18 protein-coding genes are annotated in these 20,940 nt (G+C 66.2%); 7 read left to right on the forward strand and 11 right to left on the reverse strand.

Annotated features, from left to right (window positions below):
• Positions 1-32: 32 nt before the first annotated feature.
• From ACGYLO_RS02655 to ACGYLO_RS02670, 4 genes are all read right to left on the reverse strand, one after another.
• Positions 33-947, reverse strand: a complete 915-nt coding sequence (locus tag ACGYLO_RS02655; RefSeq protein WP_271688479.1) for an esterase-like activity of phytase family protein — start codon at positions 945-947, stop codon at positions 33-35.
• On the reverse strand, positions 920-1,864 hold the full coding sequence (gene mepA / locus ACGYLO_RS02660) for a penicillin-insensitive murein endopeptidase (protein WP_067267832.1): 945 nt from the start codon (positions 1,862-1,864) through the stop codon (positions 920-922). Before mepA ends, ACGYLO_RS02655 begins: the two co-directional genes overlap by 28 nt.
• Positions 1,861-3,234 (reverse strand): MFS transporter, encoded by a 1,374-nt coding sequence (locus ACGYLO_RS02665; RefSeq protein ID WP_271688477.1) that lies wholly within the window; start codon positions 3,232-3,234, stop codon positions 1,861-1,863. Before ACGYLO_RS02665 ends, mepA begins: the two co-directional genes overlap by 4 nt.
• Positions 3,235-3,337: 103 nt before the next feature.
• Complete coding sequence (locus ACGYLO_RS02670; protein ID WP_271688476.1) at positions 3,338-3,916, reverse strand: acyl-CoA thioesterase; 579 nt, start codon at positions 3,914-3,916, stop codon at positions 3,338-3,340.
• A 132-nt stretch (positions 3,917-4,048) separates the two neighbouring features.
• Between ACGYLO_RS02670 and ACGYLO_RS02675 the strand changes: the two genes are divergently transcribed.
• The 5 genes from ACGYLO_RS02675 (at position 4,049) to ACGYLO_RS02695 (ending at position 8,909) form a co-directional block, all read left to right on the forward strand.
• Positions 4,049-4,336: a YggT family protein gene (locus tag ACGYLO_RS02675; protein ID WP_067267829.1), complete on the forward strand. Its 288-nt coding sequence runs from the start codon at positions 4,049-4,051 to the stop codon at positions 4,334-4,336.
• 109 nt (positions 4,337-4,445) lie between these two features.
• A complete protein-coding gene (gene recQ / locus ACGYLO_RS02680) occupies positions 4,446-6,491 on the forward strand; it encodes a DNA helicase RecQ (protein ID WP_271688475.1) in 2,046 nt (681 codons plus the stop codon).
• Between the two features lie 30 nt (positions 6,492-6,521).
• A complete protein-coding gene (gene yaaA, locus ACGYLO_RS02685; protein ID WP_271688474.1) occupies positions 6,522-7,301 on the forward strand; it encodes a peroxide stress protein YaaA in 780 nt (259 codons plus the stop codon).
• A 91-nt stretch (positions 7,302-7,392) separates the two neighbouring features.
• On the forward strand, positions 7,393-8,043 hold the full coding sequence (locus ACGYLO_RS02690; protein ID WP_394376346.1) for a DUF1007 family protein: 651 nt from the start codon (positions 7,393-7,395) through the stop codon (positions 8,041-8,043).
• Positions 8,028-8,909 carry a nickel/cobalt transporter gene (locus tag ACGYLO_RS02695; RefSeq protein WP_271688470.1) on the forward strand — a complete coding sequence of 294 codons (882 nt, stop codon included), beginning with the start codon at positions 8,028-8,030 and terminating at the stop codon, positions 8,907-8,909. The genes ACGYLO_RS02690 and ACGYLO_RS02695 overlap by 16 nt, the downstream gene beginning before the upstream one ends.
• Here the strand turns inward: ACGYLO_RS02695 and ACGYLO_RS02700 are convergent.
• The 4 genes from ACGYLO_RS02700 to ACGYLO_RS02715 are packed head-to-tail and all read right to left on the reverse strand — an operon-like array spanning position 8,906 to position 15,601.
• The gene (locus ACGYLO_RS02700; protein WP_276154341.1) at positions 8,906-10,948 is read right to left on the reverse strand and encodes a hypothetical protein; all 2,043 of its coding nucleotides are present in this window, start codon (positions 10,946-10,948) and stop codon (positions 8,906-8,908) included. The two genes, ACGYLO_RS02695 and ACGYLO_RS02700, sit on opposite strands and share 4 nt — an antisense overlap.
• The gene (locus ACGYLO_RS02705) at positions 10,945-13,713 is read right to left on the reverse strand and encodes a DUF4159 domain-containing protein (protein ID WP_276154340.1); all 2,769 of its coding nucleotides are present in this window, start codon (positions 13,711-13,713) and stop codon (positions 10,945-10,947) included. Before ACGYLO_RS02705 ends, ACGYLO_RS02700 begins: the two co-directional genes overlap by 4 nt.
• The gene (locus ACGYLO_RS02710; RefSeq protein WP_271688467.1) at positions 13,710-14,597 is read right to left on the reverse strand and encodes a DUF58 domain-containing protein; all 888 of its coding nucleotides are present in this window, start codon (positions 14,595-14,597) and stop codon (positions 13,710-13,712) included. Before ACGYLO_RS02710 ends, ACGYLO_RS02705 begins: the two co-directional genes overlap by 4 nt.
• Positions 14,594-15,601 (reverse strand): MoxR family ATPase, encoded by a 1,008-nt coding sequence (locus tag ACGYLO_RS02715; RefSeq protein ID WP_271688466.1) that lies wholly within the window; start codon positions 15,599-15,601, stop codon positions 14,594-14,596. The genes ACGYLO_RS02710 and ACGYLO_RS02715 overlap by 4 nt, the downstream gene beginning before the upstream one ends.
• Before the next feature lie 70 nt (positions 15,602-15,671).
• Here ACGYLO_RS02715 and ACGYLO_RS02720 point away from each other — a divergent pair, with 70 nt between their 5' ends.
• Together ACGYLO_RS02720 and ACGYLO_RS02725 are read left to right on the forward strand one after the other, a co-directional pair.
• Positions 15,672-16,247, forward strand: a complete 576-nt coding sequence (locus tag ACGYLO_RS02720) for a DUF1285 domain-containing protein (protein WP_271688465.1) — start codon at positions 15,672-15,674, stop codon at positions 16,245-16,247.
• Between the two features lie 18 nt (positions 16,248-16,265).
• Complete coding sequence (locus ACGYLO_RS02725; protein ID WP_271688464.1) at positions 16,266-17,030, forward strand: hydroxypyruvate isomerase family protein; 765 nt, start codon at positions 16,266-16,268, stop codon at positions 17,028-17,030.
• Here ACGYLO_RS02725 and ACGYLO_RS02730 read toward each other — a convergent pair.
• The 3 genes from ACGYLO_RS02730 to polA form a co-directional block, all read right to left on the reverse strand.
• A complete protein-coding gene (locus ACGYLO_RS02730) occupies positions 17,019-17,636 on the reverse strand; it encodes a glutathione S-transferase (RefSeq protein ID WP_271688463.1) in 618 nt (205 codons plus the stop codon). The two genes, ACGYLO_RS02725 and ACGYLO_RS02730, sit on opposite strands and share 12 nt — an antisense overlap.
• Before the next feature lie 228 nt (positions 17,637-17,864).
• Positions 17,865-18,071 carry a YdeI/OmpD-associated family protein gene (locus tag ACGYLO_RS02735; protein WP_271688462.1) on the reverse strand — a complete coding sequence of 69 codons (207 nt, stop codon included), beginning with the start codon at positions 18,069-18,071 and terminating at the stop codon, positions 17,865-17,867.
• Positions 18,071-20,869: a DNA polymerase I gene (gene polA, locus ACGYLO_RS02740; protein ID WP_394376347.1), complete on the reverse strand. Its 2,799-nt coding sequence runs from the start codon at positions 20,867-20,869 to the stop codon at positions 18,071-18,073. Before polA ends, ACGYLO_RS02735 begins: the two co-directional genes overlap by 1 nt.
• Positions 20,870-20,940 lie beyond the last annotated feature (71 nt).

Below are 20,940 nucleotides of genomic sequence, written 5' to 3' on the forward strand. Positions count from 1 at the left end.
CTTGGCCTGCGGGGATCGCAGACCGGACGGCTTTAGCCCTCGGAAGCCGGTTTGGCAAGGATCAGCTCGACCACCTCATTGCGCTGCATGACGAAGAAATTGTCGTCCGACAGCAGGGTCAGCCGGGTTTGCCCCGCCGCATCCTGCCAAGTGCTGAGCGCTTCGAGGTTGTCATACTGACCGGGGCCGGAGGTCAGCAGTGTCTCTTCGCCAAGCCCGGGCGCGGTGAGGTCGAAGCTGCGGATGCGGCTGCGAAACCCCAGCGGCGTGATCGTCCGCTCCAGCAGATAAAGCGTGCCGTCTTGGGCAAAATCGGCATCCACCGGCAGGAACGGCCCCCGGCGCGGGATCTCTGCGGTGATCGTCCAACTGCTGCCGTCAAAAGCATAGAGCGGGAAATCATCCGAGGCCGGGCCGCCGCCTTCGGGGATCGCAAAGAGCCGCCCATCGGGGTGGGCGGCCAAAGTCTCCATCCCCGCGTTTGGCTCGAACTTGGCGAAGTCGTCGTGTCTGGGCAGCGGGGTGGTGACGCCGCTCTCGGGCGACAGCCGCGCGACATGATGGTCGTGTTCGAATGAGACGTAGAGTTGCCCGCCGCCGTCACGCGCCAATGCTTCGGCATCGCGCATCTTGTCGCGCAGGGGCTTGCCATCGGCATCTTTGAGCGGCGCATCCTCCTCAATCTCAAGCGCGACCAAACGGCCCGCCTCGCGCAGCATGCGCGCTTGCACAACGCGGCCCCGGTCCGACACCGCCGTGAGGCGGGTGCCATCGGCATTCACCTCGACCCCGGAAAAGCCGCCGAACCACGGCGCCGGATGGCGCCATGTCAGCACGCTGTCCACCTGCACCACCGGCCCTGTCTGCGCGGCGGGGGCCACGCAGGCGATGAGCAGGAAGAACGGGAGGCAGGCGCGGATCAGTTTGCGTTCAAAACGGCGTTGCATTGTGCAGGCAGGTCCGCAAGCAGGATATCGCGCTTGGGCTTCGGTTTTACTTTGGGCGCATTCGGGTCGGGCTTTGGCGGGTTCAGGATATTGGCCTGCCACTGGCGCGCATCGGCGCAGCCGTCACCGGGCGGGGGCGGGGCCTGATCCACACAGCCGCGCGCGCCTTTGGGGCAGCTGATGCGGATGTGGAAATGATAGTGATGCCCGTACCAAGGCCGGATTTTGCGCAGATAGCTGCGGTCGCCTTTCTCATCGGCGCACATTTGCACCTTGGCGCCGGGGAAGACGAAGATACGCGCGGTGCGGGGGTCTTGGGCCGCGGCTTTGATCACCTCGTGATGCGCAGGGGTCCAAGAGGAATTCACATAGGCCCCGCTGGCCCGGCGCATGGAGATCGACGAGATGTTCTCGCGCTGTGCCCGGCTGAGGTTCAGGGATTTGGGCGGCAGCATCCAGATGTCGGCATCAAGCCCGATCTGGTGGCTGGCGTGACCGGTCAGCATCGGCCCACCGCGCGGCTGGCTCATATCGCCGACATAGACGCCTTCCCAACCGGGCTGCTGCGCGGCCTTGCGGCTGAGCTTTTTAACCATGTCGATCATCTCGGGGTGGGCCCAGTTGCGGTTGCGCGACAGGCGCATGGCCTGCCATGTCGGACCAGTCTCGGGCAATTGCTCGGCCCCGGCAAGACAGCCTTTGGAATAGCTGCCGAAAGCCGCCGGAGACTGCGCGGAGGCAAAGCTCTTGGCCCCGAAAAGCCGCTTGGCCTCGACCGTGCTCAATGCGCCGCCCGAAGAGCCGATGGTCGGCAGGGCGACCTTCTCACCGCTGATGTCGGTCTCGGTCCGGCCGCCCCCGCAAGAGGCAAGCGCAAAGGCCAGCGCCACGGAGGTGAGGGTGCGAAGCAGCGTCATGTGGCGAAATCTCCCTTGGGTTTGACCCAAGCTAACAGGATCAAACCGACGATGAAAAGCCCCACGACAGGGGTGATGCCAAGCCGTTGGCTGCCGGTGAGGTCGCTGGTCAGGGCAATCAGCGCCGGTGCGAGAAAGGAGGTGGCCTTGCCCGAGAGGGCGTAGAGGCCGAAAGCTTCGGTCATCCGATCGGGGTTTCCCTGCCGGGTCAGCATGTTACGCGATGACGCCTGGAGCGCCCCACCCGCCGCCCCGATAGAGGCACCGGCGACGTAGAAGAGGATATCGGGCAGGGCGGAGCCTTCGGGCAAAGAAACGCCCATGACTGAATTCGGTCCCAGCGAGATGATTAGGCAGGCGGTGGCGATGAGGATGACGCAGCAGGCCACGATCACCGGCATCGGCCCGATGCGCCGGTCGATCCGCCCGCCCAGCACGCAGAACACCGCGCCCGAGATGGCGGCGAGGATGCCGAAGATGCCGATCTCTTGGATCGACCAATCCAGCACCCCAAGCGCATAGACCCCGCCAAAGGTGTACATCCCGTTCAGCGCGTCGCGGTAGAACATCGAAGAGCCGAGATAGGCCAGCAGAGACGGGTGCTTCGGCAGCCCCCGCAGGGTGCGCGCCAAATCCGCAAGGCCTGCGCCTACGCGATACCGCACGGCGCCGGGTTTCGGCCTGTCGCGCACATAGAGAAAGAAGGGGATCATAAAGACCGCGTACCAGATGGCCGTCAGCGGCCCGACGATGCGGGTGTCGGCCTTTGTCGCCGGGTCGAGCCCGAAAAGCGGCGTCAGCCCCGCCATGGTGCGCCCATTCGCGCCGCTTTGAAACAGGGCGATCATCGCGATCAGCGCCAGCACCCCGCCCGCATAGCCAAAGGCCCAGCCATCGCCGGAAATGCGCCCCCGCTCATCCGCGTCGGGGTGCAGCTCGGGCAGGTAGGCATTGGTAAAGATCGTTGCGAACTCCATCCCGACCAAGCCGATGCCGAAAAAGAACAGCGCCCAAAGCAGAGAGAAATCCGCCGGGGCCGTCCACCACAGCGCGCCCGCGCCGACCACATACATGGCCGAGAAGAGCCTGATCCAAGGCATCCGCCGCCCCGAGGAATCCGCCACAGCGCCCAAAATCGGGGCCAGCACCGCAATCGCGACGCCCGCCAGCGCCAGACCATAGCCCCAGTATGCCTGCGCTTGGGCTTTGGCGGCGCCAAGCTCCATCCCGCCTTCGACCAGCGCATTGGTCGCGGTCTGAGCAAAGTAGGGGCCGAAGATGAAAGTCAGAATCAGGGTGTTGTAAGGCTGGCTGGCCCAGTCAAAGAAATACCATCCCCAGATGCGCTTGCGCCCGCCTGTCTGTGCCATGTTGCGCCCTTTCGCGGCCTGCCCTTTTTCAAGTTAGAGCAGGGCAGGGCGCAAGGCGCAAGCGTCAGTAAGGGCGGGGGTGAGGCAGAGGAGGGCGGTCAGCTCAGGCCGAAAGCGGCCCTGCCGCAGCGGGGGCCGGGGCCGCGTCCTGCATCGGCGGCCAAGGGCGGTGCGCATCGGCGCGGATCCATTCGGCCACCCAGCCCGGCACCTCAGGCGAAGCTTGCTGCCGTCCCATCGCTTGCAGGACCTTTTCCGGCGGGATCAGGCCGTTGCGATCCGTGACAGCGGAACGGTAGAGCACATGGCTCGCGCATTCGCCGTTCTTCTTCCACATGGATTGCTCAAGATAGATGAACTTGCCGTCCCAACACAGTGTCCGGCTGCGCATCTCGAATTTCTCAAACATGCGGATGCGGCGGCGGAACCGCGTGCTGGACCCCGCGATGGTGATCGCCCATTTGTTCTGTCGCAGCAGCGTGATCAGCCCGGCCCGCTGGGCCATGGCGGTGCGGCCCAGATCATAGAGCGACAGCGCCCGCCCGTTGTTCAACTCCATCCAGATATCGAGGTCATGCGGCCAGCAGATGTGGTGGCTGACATGGGTGTCGGTCAGATTGTCCAGCGGCGCCTGCCGCGCGGCGACGATGACGTCTTTGGCCATGCGGATGATCGGGAACATGAGGCTTTCCTTTGTCGTGACGCCGCGGATTTGCGGCGGAAGCGCAGCGCGGTCAAGCATATACGTCGCGGCACTCTTGCCCTTTGAGGGCGGGGCGCTTAACTGTCTTGCGTCAAACCAAGGGGATATTCCATGACGTCGCTGTTCCAGATCCTGATGCTGCTTTTGAACATCGTTTGGTTCATCGTCATCGCCCATGTCATCATGTCTTGGTTGATCAACTTTCAGGTGCTGAACCTGCGCCAACCGCTGGTGGCGCAGATCTGGGACGGGCTGAACCGCATTCTTGAGCCGGTCTATAGCCGCGTGCGCAATGTGATTCCGCCGATGGGCGGTCTGGACCTCGCCCCCCTGATCGTGCTGATCGCCGTTGCCATGGCGCGGATCGTGCTGACCAACAACGCAGCGGCCTTCTACTGACCCGTGCCCCAGCCCGCCCGCGCGCCGATGCCGCGGGCATCTGGCCTTGTTCACGCTTTGTTAGTGTGGGAGTCTGCATAAAAAGAGCAGACAATCTTACAGGTTCTCCATGACAGGCGCTGCCACGCTTCTTCGTGATGTTTTCGGTTTCGACGGGTTCCGCCCCGGCCAGCAAGAGATTGTTGAGGCCGTGACCGAGGGCGAAAACGTGCTGGCCATCATGCCCACAGGCGGCGGCAAATCCCTGTGTTTCCAATTGCCTGCGCTGATGCGCGAGGGCGTGACGGTGGTCATCTCGCCGCTGATCGCCCTGATGCGCGATCAGGTCCGCAGCCTGCAGGAAGCGGGCGTGGCGGCGGGCGCGCTCACCTCAGGCAACACGCCCGAAGAGACCGATGCGGTTTGGGAGGCGTTGGAAGCTGGCACGCTCAAACTGCTCTACATGGCGCCGGAACGGCTGGCGGCAGGCTCCGCCATGGGGATGCTGCGCCGGGTTGGCGTCAATCTCATCGCCGTGGACGAGGCGCATTGCGTCAGCCAATGGGGCCATGACTTCCGCCCCGATTACCTGCGCATCGGCGAGCTGCGCCGCACGCTCGACGTGCCGCTGGCGGCCTTCACCGCCACGGCGGATGCTGAGACTCAGGCCGAGATCGTTGAAAAGCTCTTCGACGGTACCCCGCCGCGCGCCTTCCTGCGCGGTTTCGACCGGCCCAACATCCACCTCGCCTTTGCCGCCAAGAACAAGCCGCGCGACCAGATCCTCGCCTTCGCCGGGGCGCGGCGCGGCCAATCGGGCATCGTCTATTGCGGCACCCGCGCCAAGACCGAGGGGCTGGCCAAGGCGCTGCGCGATCAGGGGCAGGAGGCGCTGCATTACCACGGCGGGATGGAGGCAGAGGACCGCCGCATCGCCGAGCGCCGCTTTCAGCAAGAGGACGGGCTGATCGTCTGCGCCACCGTGGCCTTTGGCATGGGGGTCGACAAGCCCGACATCCGCTGGGTCGCCCATGCCGATCTGCCCAAGTCGATCGAGGCTTACTATCAGGAGATCGGCCGCGCCGGGCGCGATGGTGCGCCGGCCGAGACGCTCACTCTTTTCGGCCCCGATGACATCCGCCTGCGCCGCAGCCAGATCGACGAAGGCCTCGCCCCGCCCGAACGCCGCGCGGCCGACCACGGGCGGCTGAACGCGCTTTTGGGTCTGGCCGAAGCGCTGGAGTGTCGTCGCAAAACCCTTCTGGGATATTTCGACGAGGCCGAGGTCACCTGCGGACGTTGCGACCTTTGCGATAGTCCGGCGGAGGTGTTCGACGGCACCACGGCGGTTCGCAAGGCGCTTTCGGCGATGCTGCGCACGGATGAGTGGTTCGGCGCGGGGCATCTAATCGACATCCTCTTGGGCAATGAGACCGACAAGGTACGCCAGCGCGGCCACCAGTCGCTGCCGACATACGGCGTGGGCGGCGAATACAGTCGCAACGAATGGCAGGCGGTGTTCCGGCAGATGATGGGCCATGATCTCGTGCGCCCGGATGCCGAACGTCACGGCGCGCTGCGCATGACCGATGCCGCCTTGCCGATCCTGCGCGGCGAGGCCAGCATCAAGCTGCGCCGCGACACGATCAAGGCCGCGGGCGCCAACCGCCGCCCCGCGGTCAAAGCCATGGTCAGCGACGAGGATGCACCGCTTTTGTCGGCGCTCAAGGCCAAGCGCCGCGCGCTGGCCGAGGCGGCCCGCGTGCCCGCCTATATCATCTTCACCGACCGCACCTTGATCGAGATGGCCGAGGCACGGCCCGCCGACCTCGACGCCATGGCGCGGATCGGCGGCGTAGGCGCCAAGAAGCTGGAAAATTACGGCGCGGCCTTCCTCGAAGTCATAAACGGCGAGGCGCAACCGATGCATAAGGCGCGGCGCAAGCTGGCGGGGCGCGAGGCGGGCAATGTCTATGACCAACTCTTGCAGGTGCAAGCCGACCTCGCGCGCGGCGCGCAGGGCACCGAAAAGCCGCTGAGCTGTTCTGCCGCGATGCTTGCGAAAGTGGCCCAACTGCGCAGCGCCGACCCTTCGGCCATTGAACGATTGCTCGGCGATAAACGCGCTGAACGCTTTGGTCCGGCCTTTCTGGACGTTCTGCGCGACGCGGGCTAGATCACCCCGAAACGCCCCAAGGAGACTGCCATGCTCGTCGTTATTTCCCCCGCCAAACGCCTTGATTGGGCTGAGCGCAATGTCGCCGTTACCCAGCCCGATTTTCAGGAAGACGCCGTGCGGCTGGCGACGACTGCGCGCAATCTCAGCTTGGGCGATCTCAAAAGCCTGATGGGGCTGAGCGACGATCTGGCGCGGCTCAACCGCGACCGCTTTCAGACGTTCGAGGCTGAGCCCACAGCCGAGGTCACCCGCCCCGCCGCGCTGGCCTTCGCCGGCGACACCTATCAGGGGCTGGAGGCCACGAGCCTTGATGCCGATGAGATGACCTATGCCCAAGATCACCTGCGCATCCTGTCGGGGCTTTACGGCGTGCTGCGTCCGCTCGACGCAATCCAAGCCTACCGGCTGGAGATGGGCAGTAAGCTAAAAACCCGCCGCGGCGGCAACCTTTATGACTATTGGCGTGACAGCCTGTCAAAGGCGTTGAACGCACAGGCCGAGGCGACCGGCAGCGATGTTCTGGTGAACTGCGCCAGTCAGGAATACTTTGGCGCGGTGGACCTCAAGGCGCTGAAACTGCGGGTGATCACCCCGCAGTTCATGGAAGATAAGGGCGATGGCAAGGGGCCGAAGATCGTCAGCTTCTTCGCCAAGAAGGCGCGGGGTGCCATGGCCCGCTACATCGTGCAGCACCGGGTGAATGACCCGGAAGGCTTGCAGGATTTCGACAGCGGCGGCTATGCCTATCAGCCCGACGCCTCGACGCCCGAGCGTCCGGTCTTTGTCCGGCCCTACCCGTCGAACTGACCCGCGGGCGGGGCGGCGATGCGCGCCTTCCCGCCGTGCGCCGCCCGCCGGGCGATTGCCGCGCTTGGCGAAGGGGCGTAGACCTAGCGCCATGAAATACCCGCTCGTCACCGCCGCTGTCATCGCCTGCGCCACGCCGCTTGGCGCGCATCCGCATATCTTCGTCGATACCGGGTTCGAGGTGATCGTTGATGCCAAGGGTCGGTTGTCCCATCTGCGGATCACATGGGCCTATGACGAATTCTACTCTCTCTTGGTGACCGAGGATCGCGGGCTCGACCCCGATTACGATGGCGTGTTGACGCAGGCGGAAGTCGCCTCTCTCAACGGATTCGACATGCAGTGGATCGAAGGGTTCAACGGCGATACGGTCTTGCTGGAGGGGGGCGAAGAGGTCGCGCTCTCGGGTCCGCAGGACGTGGAAACCCGCTTTGCCGACGGTCGGATCATCACCAGCCATCTGCGCGCGGTTGAAGGCCCGGCTCCCTCGGCGGATGGGCTGATCATCAAACCCTATGATCCGACCTATTACACCGCCTATGAGGTGACCCAGAAAGTGACCATCCAAGGCAGTAAAACCTGCCGCGCGCGGGTCAAGATGCCGGATATGAATGCCGATCTGCGCGCCCTTCAGCAAGACTTGAGCACGCTGGACGCCAATACCGATCCAAGCGATGTGGGTCTGCCGGAGATCGGTGAAGCCTTGGCCAATGAAGTGGTGATCACATGCGACGCATCATAGCGCTGGCGGCATTGGCGACCCTTCTGGCGCTGGCGGCGCTGTGGTGGTCAGGCGGGTTCAACGCCCTTGCCCATTGGGCCGCGGGGCAGCAGCGCGGGTTTCAAAACAGCATCGCCAGCGGGCTGCGCGCCACGCGGGGCGGCGATACGGCGGCGTTCTGGACGGTGCTTCTGGCGTCTTTTGCCTATGGCGTCGTCCATGCAGCGGGGCCGGGGCACGGCAAGATCGTGATCGGCGGCTATGGGTTGGCGCGCGCGGTGCCGGTGCTGCGGCTCACGCTGATCGCGCTCGCGGCATCTTTGGGCCAAGCGGTGACCGCCGTGGTTCTGGTCTATGCGGGGATCCTCCTCTTGGGTCTTGGGCGGGAGGCGCTGGTCGGCGTGACCGAAGACATCATGGCCCCGGCAAGCTATGGCGCGATTGCCCTCATCGGGTTTTGGCTGATCTGGCGCGGGCTGCGCCATGCGCGGCAGGACAGATCGGCGCATTCCGGTGAAGTATGCAGCCATTGTGGCCATGCCCATGGGCCCAGTCTGGCGCAGGTTCAGCGCGCGGGCAGACTGCGCGACGCGCTGCTTTTGATCGGCGGGATTGCCATACGGCCCTGCACCGGCGCGCTTTTCGTGTTGGTGATCACTTGGCATATGGGGATCGGCGGGGTCGGCATCTTGGGGGCCTTTGCCATGGCGCTCGGCACCGGCTTGATCACCATCGCCACTGGCTTGGCCGCAACGGGGCTGCGCGCCGGGGTCTTGGGCGGGCTGGCCGGATCGCCGAGGCTGGCCCAAGCCGCAGCGGTGGCCGAGTTGACGGCGGGCTTGGTCGTGGTGACGCTGGCGGGCGGCTTGCTGCTGCGGGCGCTTTAGCGGCGGCCCTCGCGCAGCCATGCGGCAATGATGAAGAGCGCCGAGAGCAAGAGCACCAGCCACCCTGGCAGCAGCGGCGTTTGTCGCACATCGCGCGTCTCGTAAGCGCCGCGCGGGGTCAGCCCCAGCCAGCCGCGCCCGGCGGCGGGACGGCCAAGGCGCACGTCGCGCAGGCGGGGGAGCCCATCCTCCATCCGTGCCACCCCACCGCGCAGGCTGTCGATTGCCGGGCGCAGGGCCGCGTCGCTGGCGATGGTCTCGACAAACTCGCGCGGGGCGGCGGGGCCGAGGCCGATGACGGTGACCTCATCGCCGTTCTCCAGCCGGTAGAGGCCAATCTCTTCGCCGGTATATTCCGCCTCGAACCGGCCCGGCCCGGCGGGGGCGAGGGGCAGTTCGGTCGTGCTGCCATCGGGGGCGGTGATCGTGACGGGGGGCACGGTCTCGTCCAAGGTGCGGCGGGTGATGCGCATGGTCCGGCCTTGGGCAGAGGCCATCAGCGCCTCTTCCTCAAGCTCGGGTTCCTTCATCATCCAATGGGCCAGACGACGAAGCAATTCCAACTGCGGGCCGCCGCCCTCATAGCCGCGGTTCCACAGCCATGCGTGGTCAGAGGCGAGCAGCGCCACGCGCCCCTCATCCACGCGATCCAGCACCAGAAGCGGGCGGTCGTCCGCGCCGGTCATGACCACGTCACCGCTGTCAGCCGTCACGTCGATCTGGCGCAGCCAGCGGCCCCAGTCGCCCTTGCCGGGCAGGTCTGAGGTGACGGGATGGCGCTGGCCGATGTCGGTGACGACCGGGGGGAAGGCTTCCTCCAACACCCGCGCGGTGGGGGTGGCGGGCAGCACCGTGCCGAGCGGCGACCGGTAGAGGCTGTCGGCACTGGCAAAATCCGGCCCGGCGGCGACCAGCACCGCCCCGCCCTTGCGCACATATTGCGCCACATTATCAAGGTAAAGCGCAGGCAGGATGCCGCGCCGTTGGTAGCGGTCAAAGATGATGAGATCGAAGTCGTCGATCTTTTCCATGAACAACTCGCGCGTCGGGAAGGCGATGAGCGACAGCTCGTTCACCGGCACCCCATCCTGTTTGTCGGGCGGGCGCAGAATGGTGAAATGCACCAGATCGACCGCGCTGTCGGACTTCAGCAGGTTGCGCCACGTGCGCCCGCCGGGATGCGGCTCGCCTGAGACCAAGAGCACGCTGAGCCGGTCGCGCACGCCGTTCATCTGGATCAGCGCGGCATTGTTGCGGTCGGTCAACTCCCCCTCGGCTTCGGGCAGGGAAAAGCGGATCACGTTGCGCCCGCCGTGGGGCAGGGCCACGGGCAGTTCAAGGTCTTGGTCAATGGGCACGTTGAAACTCTGCGGTTCTTCCCCTTCGACAGAGATATCAAGCTGGGTCAGCCCGCCACCCTCGGGCGCGGCGCCCAGATCGTCGATGCGCAGGGTCAGGGTCACCGGCTCTCCGATGATGGCAAAAGCCGGGGCATTGCGCACGGTCAGGCGGCGGTCCCAATCCTCGGTCCGGCCGGTTTGCAGCAGATGCAGCGGCGCGGGCAGGTCGAGCGGCAGGTCCGCATCATGCACCCGGCCATCGCTGAGCGCCAGAATGCCCGCGATCCGCGCGCGTGGCTCTTCGGCCAACGCATCGGCCAGCGTGGTCATCAGCCGGGTGCCGGCATCCTCGGCCCCATCGGGGACGGTGATCCGGCGCAGCTCGGTGTTGGGGCGGGCGGTGATGCGGGCAGAGAGCGCCTCTGCCGCCGCGTCGGTCTGCGCGGCACGGTCGGAGAGCCGCTGGCTGGCGCTTTCGTCTTCCAAGAGCAACACGATGTCCGACAGCGGCGCGCGGTCTTCGGTCTGGTAGGACGGCCCGGCGAGCGCGGCCAGAACCACCGCCGCCGCCAAGCCCCGCAGGGCCCAGCCCGACAGGCCGCGCCACAGCGCCAGCAGAAGGCCGAGCGCGGCCAGCACCGCAAGGCCGATCAGCAGCGGCAGGGGGATCAGCGGGTCGAAAAGCACGGTTCCGGTCATTGGCCTAACCTATCCAGCAGCGCAGGCACATGGACCTGATCGGATTTGTAGTTGCCGGTCAGCACATGCATGACAAGGTTCACGCCAAAGCGATAGGCCAGTTCACGTTGCCGCTCTCCGGCAAAGCCGCGCCCGATGGGCAAAAGCGGCGCGCCATCGCGGCGCACGGCCCAAGCGGCGGCCCAGTCGTTGCCCCCGATCACCACCGGCGTCACCCCGTCATTGAGGTTGCGAAAGGGCATCCCCTCAATCCGTTCGGCATCGGGCGGCGAAGCCTCGACCCAGACATCGCGGCTGCTGTAGCGGCCCGGGTAGTCTTGCAACAGGTAGAAGGTGCGCGTCAGAACGTGATCGCCCGGCAGTGGCTCCAGCGGTGGGATGTCGAGCGGCGCGGCCAGTTCCTGCAACTTGCGCCCATTCGGGCTGGCGGCACCGTAGCTGGCGATATCCGCGTCCCGCGTATCGAACAGGATCAGCCCGCCCGAGCGGAGGTAGTCGTTCAGCTTGCCATAAGCCTCGGACGAGGGCTGCGGTTGGTCGGGGGTCACCGGCCAATAGAGGATCGGAAAGAAGGCCAGTTCGTCCTGTTCAAGATCAACGCCGGTGGGCAGGTCGGGCTCCACCGTGGTGCGGAAATAGAGCGTGTCCGACAGGCCGATCAGCCCGGCGCGGGCGATCTCGTCAACGTCGCTGTTGCCGGTCAGCACATGGGCCAGCGTCACCTCAGAGGCCGAGCGTATGGCAAAGCTTTCGGGGTCATTCTCCTGCGCGTCGCCCATCTGCGGGGCGATGGCCAGCCCCAAGGCCAGCGCCAAGCTGCCAGTGGAGCGGCGCAGCAGCAGCCCCGAAAGGGCGAGAGAGGCCAGCACATCGGCCACGAGCAAGAGGATGGCGAGGCTCAGAAGCGCCCCGGCGAGTGGCTGTTCCGGCGGCAGGGCAAGGCCGCGCAGCGGCACATCGGGGGGCCATGTGGCGGCGGTGAGGGCGGTCTCGCCGGTCAGCACATTGCGCGCAAGACGCCTTTCTTCGGCGCCGTAGATGCCGGGCGGCAGGGCGGGGCCTGCGGGGGCCGAGATTAGGTCAGGCCCCGCAACGCCCGGCAGGTTGCCCGCGTCCGACAGGATGCCGAAACCGTCCATCACCCGCAGCGGGGTCCATGTGGTGCCCTCAAGGCTCTCGGCCTCGGGGGCGCTGGCACCCGATGACACGGCCAGCCGTTCCATCATCTGCACGAAAAGACCCGAGAGCGGCAGGGTGGACCATTCCGCCGTGGCGGTGACGTGGAACAGCACGATCTGCCCCTGACCCACCGCTTTGCGCGTGACCAGCGGGGTGCCATCGCTCAGCGCGGCGATCACCCGGTCGGCCAACGTCGGGTCGGGTTGCGCCACGACTTGGGCCGAAACGGTCACATCTTCGGGCACCGTCAGCCCGAAGAATGGCGACCCGTTGCGGAAAGGGGCCAGCGCCTTGGGCTCCCCCCAAGACATCGCGCCGCCGACACTGCGGCCCCCGGCGCGCAGGCGCACGGGCATCAGCGGGTCTTCGTCGATGCGGCTGACATCGCTCGCCGCCACGCGCGGCCCGGCGAAACGGATGAGCATGCCGCCCGCGTCGATCCACTCTTGCAGCGGCTCGGCCTCAGCAGGGGCGAGGGTGGCCACATCCGCCAGCACGATCACATCGGGGTTGGCGGGCAGCACCTCGGTCAGGGTGCCGTCGATCAGATCAGCACTCGGGGCCAGCGCCTGTTCGATGTAATGCAGCGGTGAGAGCAGTTGCAGCCCCTCCTGCGCCCCGCGCCCCCGGATCAGCGCGACTTCGCGGCGGCGCAGCCCGTCATCGACCAAGCTGCGCGCCCCGGCGGAACGCTGGCCCGCGATGTCGAAAGAGGTGAGCCGCGCGCGCATTTCGGCGGGCAGCGAGAGGGAGGTGCTGGCCTCGGTCGCGCCCGCCTCGAATGTCGTATTGGCGGTGGCGAGCACGCGGGCGTTGCCCGCCGGATCGCGGCCATGGGCCTGCACCACCGCCGCGCGTTCCGGTCCGGGCGCGGCGCGGCGCAGGGTCAGGTCGATCGCGCCGTCTTGGTAGACTGCGGGCGCGATGCCGATGACATTGCCTGCGGAATGATGCACCTCGACCGCGCCTTTGGATTGCAGCGCGGCAAGCAGATCATCGCGGCCCGGATAGTCCAACCCGTCGCTGAACCACAGGGTGTCGAAAGCGGGCAGGGCCGCCATGATCTCGGTCGCGCGGGCGATCTCTGCCGGGGCGGGTTGCCACGGGGCGGGGCTCAGCCCCGCCAAACGGCTGCGCCACGCATCGGCGGATTGGAAGGTCGGCACCTGCGGGTCGGTGAGGCTGAGGATGCCCACCGTCCGCTCCGCCCGTCCGGCGCGGGTGAGTTGCGCGTCAACGGCGGCCATCTGTCGGTCCCAGCCGCTGGCCCCGGCCCATGAGCCGTCGAGCAGGATCAACAAGGGGCCGCTGCCCTCTTCCGCCTCGGCCTGTGGGTTCAGCACCGGCCCGGCAAGGCCAATGATGATCGCGGCCACGGCCAGCATCCGCAGCAAAAGCAGCCACCACGGGGTGCGGTCGCTGGTGCTGTCGTCATCCGCCAACCCCAAGAGCAGCGCCACGCCGGGAAAGCGGCGGCGGACCGGGGCGGGCGGCACGGCCCGCAGGATCAGCCACAGAATTGGCAGCGCCAGCAGGGCCAGCAGCAGCCAAGGCGCGGTGAAACCGATGCCGCCGAAAACGCTCATGCAGCACTCCCCTGCCGCGCGTCCAACGCGCCATAGAGCCAGAGCAGCGCCGACTGCGCCGTGGCATCGGTGTGGTGCAGCCCGTAACGCCAGCCGGTCCGGGCGCAGAGTTGCTGCAAGGCGTCTTTGCGCGCCGCCAGCCGATCGAGATAGCGGTCGCGCAGGTCATTCGCCTTGAGCGTCTCATGGCGCAGGCTGCCGCCGACGCTTTCGAAAATGGTACGGCCCGCGAAGGGGAAGGCTTCCTCCGCCGGGTCCAACAGGTGATAGAGCACGCCACGCACGCCACGGTCGGCGGCCTTGGTCAGCGCGGTCTGCACCGGGTCGAGATCGCCCATGAAATCCGAGATGAAAACCGCCCGCGCATGGGGGATCATGCCGCGATGTTCTGGCGGGGCGTAGTCTTGGCCATCGTCTTGGCAGAGCAATTCGGCCAGTCGCAGCACCTGGGGATTGCCGCGCCGTGGGGGCAGGGCGATGCCAGTCAGGCCCACACGCTCCCCCCCGCGCAACAGCAGGATCGCCAGCGCAAGGCCCAGAAGGCGGGCGCGATCGGCCTTGTCAGGCAGCGCCTTGTCCGAGGCAAAGCGCATCGAGGCCCCCTGATCAACCCAGAGCATGACGGACTGCGCAATCTGCCACTCGCGCTCGCGCACGAACTCCTGATCGCCACGGGCCGAGCGGCGGTGGTCGACCATGCGGCGGCTGTCACCGATCTGTGCCGGGCGGTATTGCCAGAAATCATCCCCCGTCCCCGCGCGGCGGCGGCCATGGGCGCCGGGCAGAACGGCACCGGCCAAATGCTCGGCCCGCGCCAGCAGGGCGGGCAGCCGGGCCGCTTCGCCCTCGGCGCTGGCTCTGAGGGACAGGGGGCTATGGGTCACGCGGCGGCCTTTTTCCCGATCAATTGACCGGCGGTGGCGTCGATCAGCCCTTGCAGGCTTTCGCCGCGCGCGCGGGCGGCAAAGTTCAGCGCCATCCGGTGGCTCAGCACCGGGCGGGCCATGGCGAGCACATCTTCGGCAGAGGGGGCCAACCGCCCCTCCAGCAGCGCACGGGCGCGCACGGTCAGCATCAGCGCCTGCGCGGCACGGGGGCCGGGGCCCCAAGCGACGCTGTCGCGCACGGGCTGGGTGGCTTCAGGCTCATCGGGGCGGAAGGCGCGGACAAGGTCGAGGATCAGTTCCACCACGCTATCGCCCACCGGCATCCGCCGCAGCAGGGTCTGGGCAGAGAGCAGTTCTTCGGTGGTGAAGACCGGCCGCACCGTGCCCTCTTCGACACCGGTGGTGGCCAGCAGAATGTCCCGCTCGGTCGCGCGGTCGGGGTAGGCCACGTCGATCTGCACGAGGAAACGGTCAAGCTGCGCTTCGGGCAGGGGGTAGGTGCCTTCCTGCTCGATCGGGTTTTGCGTGGCCAGCACATGGAAGGGCTGGCCAAGCGCGCGGTCCTGTCCTGCGACGGTCACGGTCTTCTCTTGCATCGCCTGCAACAGGGCGGATTGCGTGCGCGGGCTGGCGCGGTTGATCTCATCGGCCATCAGAAGTTGGCAAAAGATCGGCCCTTCGACAAAGCGAAAGGCGCGGCTGCCGTCGGGCGCGGTGTCGAGCACTTCGGAACCCAGAATATCGGCGGGCATCAGATCGGGGGTGAATTGCACGCGGTTGCCGTGCAGGCCCATGACCGTGCTCAATGTCTCAACCAGCCGGGTCTTGCCCAAGCCCGGCAGGCCGATCAGCAGGCTGTGCCCACCACAGAGCAGCGCTGTCAGCGCAAGGTCGACGACCTGCTCTTGCCCGACGAAACGCCCGGTGATCGACTGCTTCGCCGCGGCGAGCTTTTCGGTCAGCGCTTCGATTTGCGCGATCAGATCATCCGCTTCGGCCATGACATTTCTTTCCCCGGAGTTATATCTTTCAGGTGTAAGTGTATCGCGACCAAAGGGAATGGCAAAACCAATGAGCGGACAAAATACCGTGACACCCATGGCAGACAGTTTGATCGAAGCCGCCAAGGCCGCAAAAGCGCGCGGAACCCCGCCGCTTGAGAAGTGGAACCCGGAATTTTGCGGCGATCTGGACATGCAGATCAAACGCGACGGGACGTGGTTCTATCAAGGCACACCCATTGGCCGGATCGAAATGGTCAAATTGTTCGCATCGATTCTCTGGCGCGAGGGGGATGACTATTTCCTCAAGACTCCGGTGGAGAAGGTGGGCATCACCGTCGAAGACGCGCCATTCGTCGCCGTGGATTTCGAGGCCGAGGGCGCGGGCGAGGCGCAGCAGTTGCGGTTTTTGACCAATCTGGGCGATGTGGCCGAGGCAGGGGCGGCCCATCCGATCCGCGTGGTCCGCGATGAAGAGACGGGCGAACCTGCGCCCTATGTGCTGGTGCGCCGCAATCTGGAGGCGCTGATCGACCGCAAGAGCTTTTATCGCTTGGTCGATCTGGGCCAGCACCGCGATGGCTGGTTTGGTGTCTGGTCGGGTGGGCAATTCTTTGGCATCATCCCATCGGAAGACCTGCCGTAAGTCCACCGAAAGACCCGAATGCCGATCACCCCCGCCGCCAACCTATCGCTGCTTTGGCCCGAACTGCCCTATCTGGACCGGTTCGACGCAGCGGCGGAGGCGGGGTTTGGCGCGGTTGAGGTCTTGTTCCCCTATGACATGCCCGCGAAAGAGACGCAGCGCGCCTTGCTGCGCAATGGCTTAACGCTCGCCCTGATCAACGCGCCGCCGCCGAATTACACGGGCGGTCCGCCCGGTTTCGCCGCCCAGCCGGGAGGGGAGGCGCGTTTCGCCCATGATATGCGCCGGGTCTGGCGCTATGTAGAGGCGCTGCGGCCCAGAATGGTGCATGTCATGGCCGGGGAGGCCGAGGGGCCAGCGGCGGCAAAGGCTTTTGTGGCGAGCCTGCGCCATGCCGCAGCAGAGGCGCCGCCGGGGGTCACCCTGATGATCGAACCGCTCTGTCCGCAGGCCAAACCGGGGTATTTCTTGAACGACTACGCGCAGGCGGCGGAGCTGCTGGCGGCGGTAGATGCGCCGAATGTGGCGCTGCAATTCGACAGTTTTCACGCGCAGATGATCCACGGCGATGCCGTGGCGGTTTTCGAGGAATATCGCCCCCTGATCCGCCATGTGCAGCTAGGTGATGCGCCAGAGCGCGGCGCGCCGGGCAGCGGTGATGTCGATTTCGACGGGCTCTTTGCCGCGCTGCGGGCGGGCTATGACGGTTTCGTCAGCGGGGAGTATAGTCCGGGCGGCCCGACGGAGCGGTCCTTGGGCTGGGTGACCGCCTTAGGGGAATGACACCGGCGTATCCCCGGGCTGCCACTGGGGGTATTTATCCATCACGCTTTCAAAGCGGGGCGACGCGAGGAAGCGGTCGAGCCAGCCGCGCAGCGCGGGCCAGTCCTGCGCGTCGAACCAAGCGCGGTCGATAAAGGCGAACTGCCGCACGAAGGGCAGGATCGCGTAATCCGCCAGCGTGGGGCGGTCAAAGATCCAGTCCCCCAGTTGCGCGTCGAGGTCATGGAGGAAGGTTGCCGCCTTGGCGCGTTGCTCTTCGGGGTCCGCCTCGGGGTAGCGGGTAGCGTATTTGGTGCGGTCCAGCGCGTCTTTGAACGGGCCGTCGGCGCGGGCGATCCAGTCGTGGCCTTCGGGCGGCATGTCGCGCCAGCCCTCGGGATCGTTCTGGGTCAGCGCCCATTTCATGATGTCGAGGCTTTCGTCGATCGGGTCGGTTTCGGTGACGAGGCAGGGCACGGTGGCGGTGGGCGAGGCGTCGAGGAAGGCTTGCGGTTTGTCGCGCAGGACGACTTCGCGCAGATGGACAGGTGTTTGCGCGGCCGCGAGGGCGAGACGCGCGCGCATGGCATAGGGGCAGCGGCGGAAGGAGTAGAGGACAGGGGTCATGCTGCATGATTTAGCGCATGGGGGACGCGTGTACAAAGGGCCATCGCCCGAGAATGGGGCCAACCCGGAATCAAGCCGCAGGCGCCGGGCTATCGCCTGCCCGCCCCACCGGGTAGGCGATTTGGTGGGGCCGGGCGTAACCTTGAGGCCGCACATCATGGCTGAGAGATAAAGTGGCAGGAACTGAGCTTGGATCGCCAACCCGCGGGCAGGCGATGGCCCTCCACCCTACTGAAACGGCGTCGGCGGCAGCCCCTTGCCGGCAAAGCGCGCCACGTCATCCACCCGCTTTGACCGCGCCGTCGTGGTCCGCGCCGCGTCGATCCACGCCAGCGCATCGGCGCGCAGCGCGTCGCTGTAGCTGTCCCAACCGGCCTGCGCGCCGGTCTCTTCCAGCGCTTGGGCGAGGTCTGCGGGAAGGGCCGCGTCATCCATCAGTGCGCCTCCGCCCAATTGGCCCCCACACCGGCGTCGACGATCAGCTTCACGTCAAGCTTCACCACCGGGTCATTGGCATTCTCCATCACCTCACGCGCGGCGGCGATCAGTGCGTCTTCGGCACCCTTTTCGACCTCGAACAGCAGTTCATCGTGCACCTGCAACAGCATGGTCGCGGGCAGATCGGCGATCGCCTCGGGCATCCGCACCATGGCGCGGCGGATCACATCGGCAGCGGTGCCTTGGATCGGCGCGTTGATCGCCGCCCGGGCGGCGAAGCCCGCCTGCGGTCCCTTGGCGCCGATGTTGGGCGTGTTGATCTTGCGGCCAAAGAGCGTCTGCACGTAGCCGTGCTCTTTCGCAAAGGCCTTGGTGTCGTCCATGTAGGTCCGGATGCCGGGGAAACGCTCGAAATAGCGGTCGATGAAGCCCTGCGCCTCGGCCCGCGGGATGCGCAGGTTGCGCGCAAGGCCGAAGCCCGAGATGCCGTAGATCACGCCGAAGTTGATCGCCTTGGCGTTGCGGCGGATCTCAGGGGTCATCTGATCCATCGGCACGTCAAACATCTCGGACGCCGTCATGGCGTGGATGTCGTCGCCGCGGTGAAACGCCTCCTTCAGCGCGTCGATCTGGGCGATATGCGCAAGGATGCGCAGCTCGATCTGGCTGTAGTCCAGCGCCACCAGCACCTTGCCCTCGGGGGCGACGAAAGCCTCGCGGATGCGGCGGCCTTCCTCGGAGCGGATCGGGATGTTCTGCAAGTTCGGATCGGTCGAGGCGAGCCGCCCGGTCGCCGCCCCGGCGATGGAATAGCAGGTGTGCACCCGGCCCGTCTCGGCGTTCACATGGTCTTGCAGCGCATCGGTATAGGTCGATTTCAGCTTGGACAGCTGCCGCCAGTCCAGCACCCGGCGGGCGAGGTCATGTTCGGTCGCCAAATCCTCAAGCACATCCGCGCCGGTAGAGTATTTCCCGGTCTTGCCCTTCTTGCCGCCCGGCAGCCCCATTTTGCCAAAGAGGATTTCGCCAAGCTGGGCGGGGGAGCCGACGTTGAAGCTCTCGCCCGAAAACTCGTGAATATCCGCCTCCAGCCCGGCCATTTTCTGGGCAAAGGCGTTGGACATGCGGCTGAGCGTATCGCGGTCGACCTCGATGCCCGACCGCTCCATCTGCGCCAAGACCGGCACCAGCGGGCGCTCCAGCGTTTCGTAGACCTTGGTGACCTCGGCGCGGTGCAACTGTGGTTTGAAAAGCTGCCACAGGCGCAGGGTGACATCGGCATCTTCGGCGGCATAGGGGACGGCATCGGCCAGCGGCACCTTGTCGAAGGTCACGGCGGATTTGCCGCTGCCCAAAAGCGGTTTGATCGGCATCGGTGTGTGACCGAGGTAGCGTTCCGACAGCGTGTCCATCCCATGGCCGTGCAGGCCCGCGTGCATCGCGTAGGACATCAGCATGGTGTCGTCGATGGGCGCGACCGCGATGCCCAGTTGAGCGAAAATCTTGCTGTCGTATTTCATGTTCTGCCCGATCTTGAGGATCGCGGGATCCTCCAGCATCGGGGTCAGCAGTTGCAGCGCCTCTTCGACCGGCATCTGACCGGGGGCTAGCCCCTCTCCGCCGAAGAGGTCGTCGTCGCGGCTGGCTTTGTGGGTCAGCGGGATGTAGCAGGCCTGCCCGGGCTCCACGGCCAGCGAAACGCCGACCAGTTCCGCGGTCATCTCATTGAGGCCGGTGGTTTCGGTGTCCACCGCGACATAGCCCCGCTCGTAAATCCGGTTGAGCCAGACGCGCAGCGCTTCGGCGTCGCCGACCTGTTCGTATTTGCCGTGGTCAAAGGCCACCTCGGCCACCTGCGGCGCATCGGCCACGGCGGGGGCGGGCGCTTCGGGGATGGCCGGGGCCTCGCGGCCCAGCACCTCGGCAACGCGTTTCGACAGGGTGCGGAACTCCATCTCGGACAGGAAACCCAGCAGGCGGTCCGCATCGGGGTCGCGCATTTCGAGATCGTCGATGGTGAAGTCGAGCGGCGTGTTCTCGTCCAGCAGGACAAGATTGCGGCTCAGGCGGATTTGCTCGGCATGGTCGATCAGGGTCTGGCGGCGCTTGGGCTGTTTGATCTCGCCCGCCCGTTCAAGCAGCGCATCCAGATCGCCGTATTCATTGATCAAAAGCGCTGCCGTCTTAATCCCGATGCCGGGCGCGCCGGGCACGTTGTCGACCGAATCGCCCGCCAGCGCTTGCACGTCGACCACGCGTTCGGGATAGACGCCGAACTTCTCGAACACCCCATCGCGGTCGATGGTCTTGTTCTTCATCGCGTCGAGCATTTCCACCCCGTCGCCCACAAGCTGCATCAGATCCTTGTCGGAGCTGATGATGGTGCAACGCCCTCCGGCGGCGCGGGCCTGCACGGCGAGGGTGGCGATGATGTCATCGGCCTCATAGCCCTCAAGCTCTTTGCAGGCGATGTTGAAGGCTTCGGTCGCGGTGCGGGTCAGCGGGATCTGCGGGCGCAGGTCTTCGGGCATCGCATCGCGGTTGGCCTTGTACTGGTCGTACATGTCGTTGCGGAAGGTGTGGCTGCCCTTGTCGAAGATCACGGCGACATGGGTGGGCGCGTTGGGGCCGGTGTTGCCCTCTACATAGCGGTGCAGCATGTTGCAGAAGCCCGCCACGGCGCCAATCGGCAGGCCGTCGGATTTGCGCGTCAGCGGCGGCAGGGCGTGATAGGCGCGAAAGATGAAGGCAGAGCCGTCGATCAGATGCAGGTGGTGGCCTTTGCCGAATGTCATAGGAATGCTCCGCTGGGTTGGCGACCCTTTTGCCACGAAGCATGGCCCACGGCCAGACGCCAATGCGCCGC

This window comes from Sulfitobacter sp. 1A13353 (genome assembly GCF_043557255.1).
In the GTDB taxonomy this organism is placed as follows: domain Bacteria; phylum Pseudomonadota; class Alphaproteobacteria; order Rhodobacterales; family Rhodobacteraceae; genus Sulfitobacter; species Sulfitobacter faviae.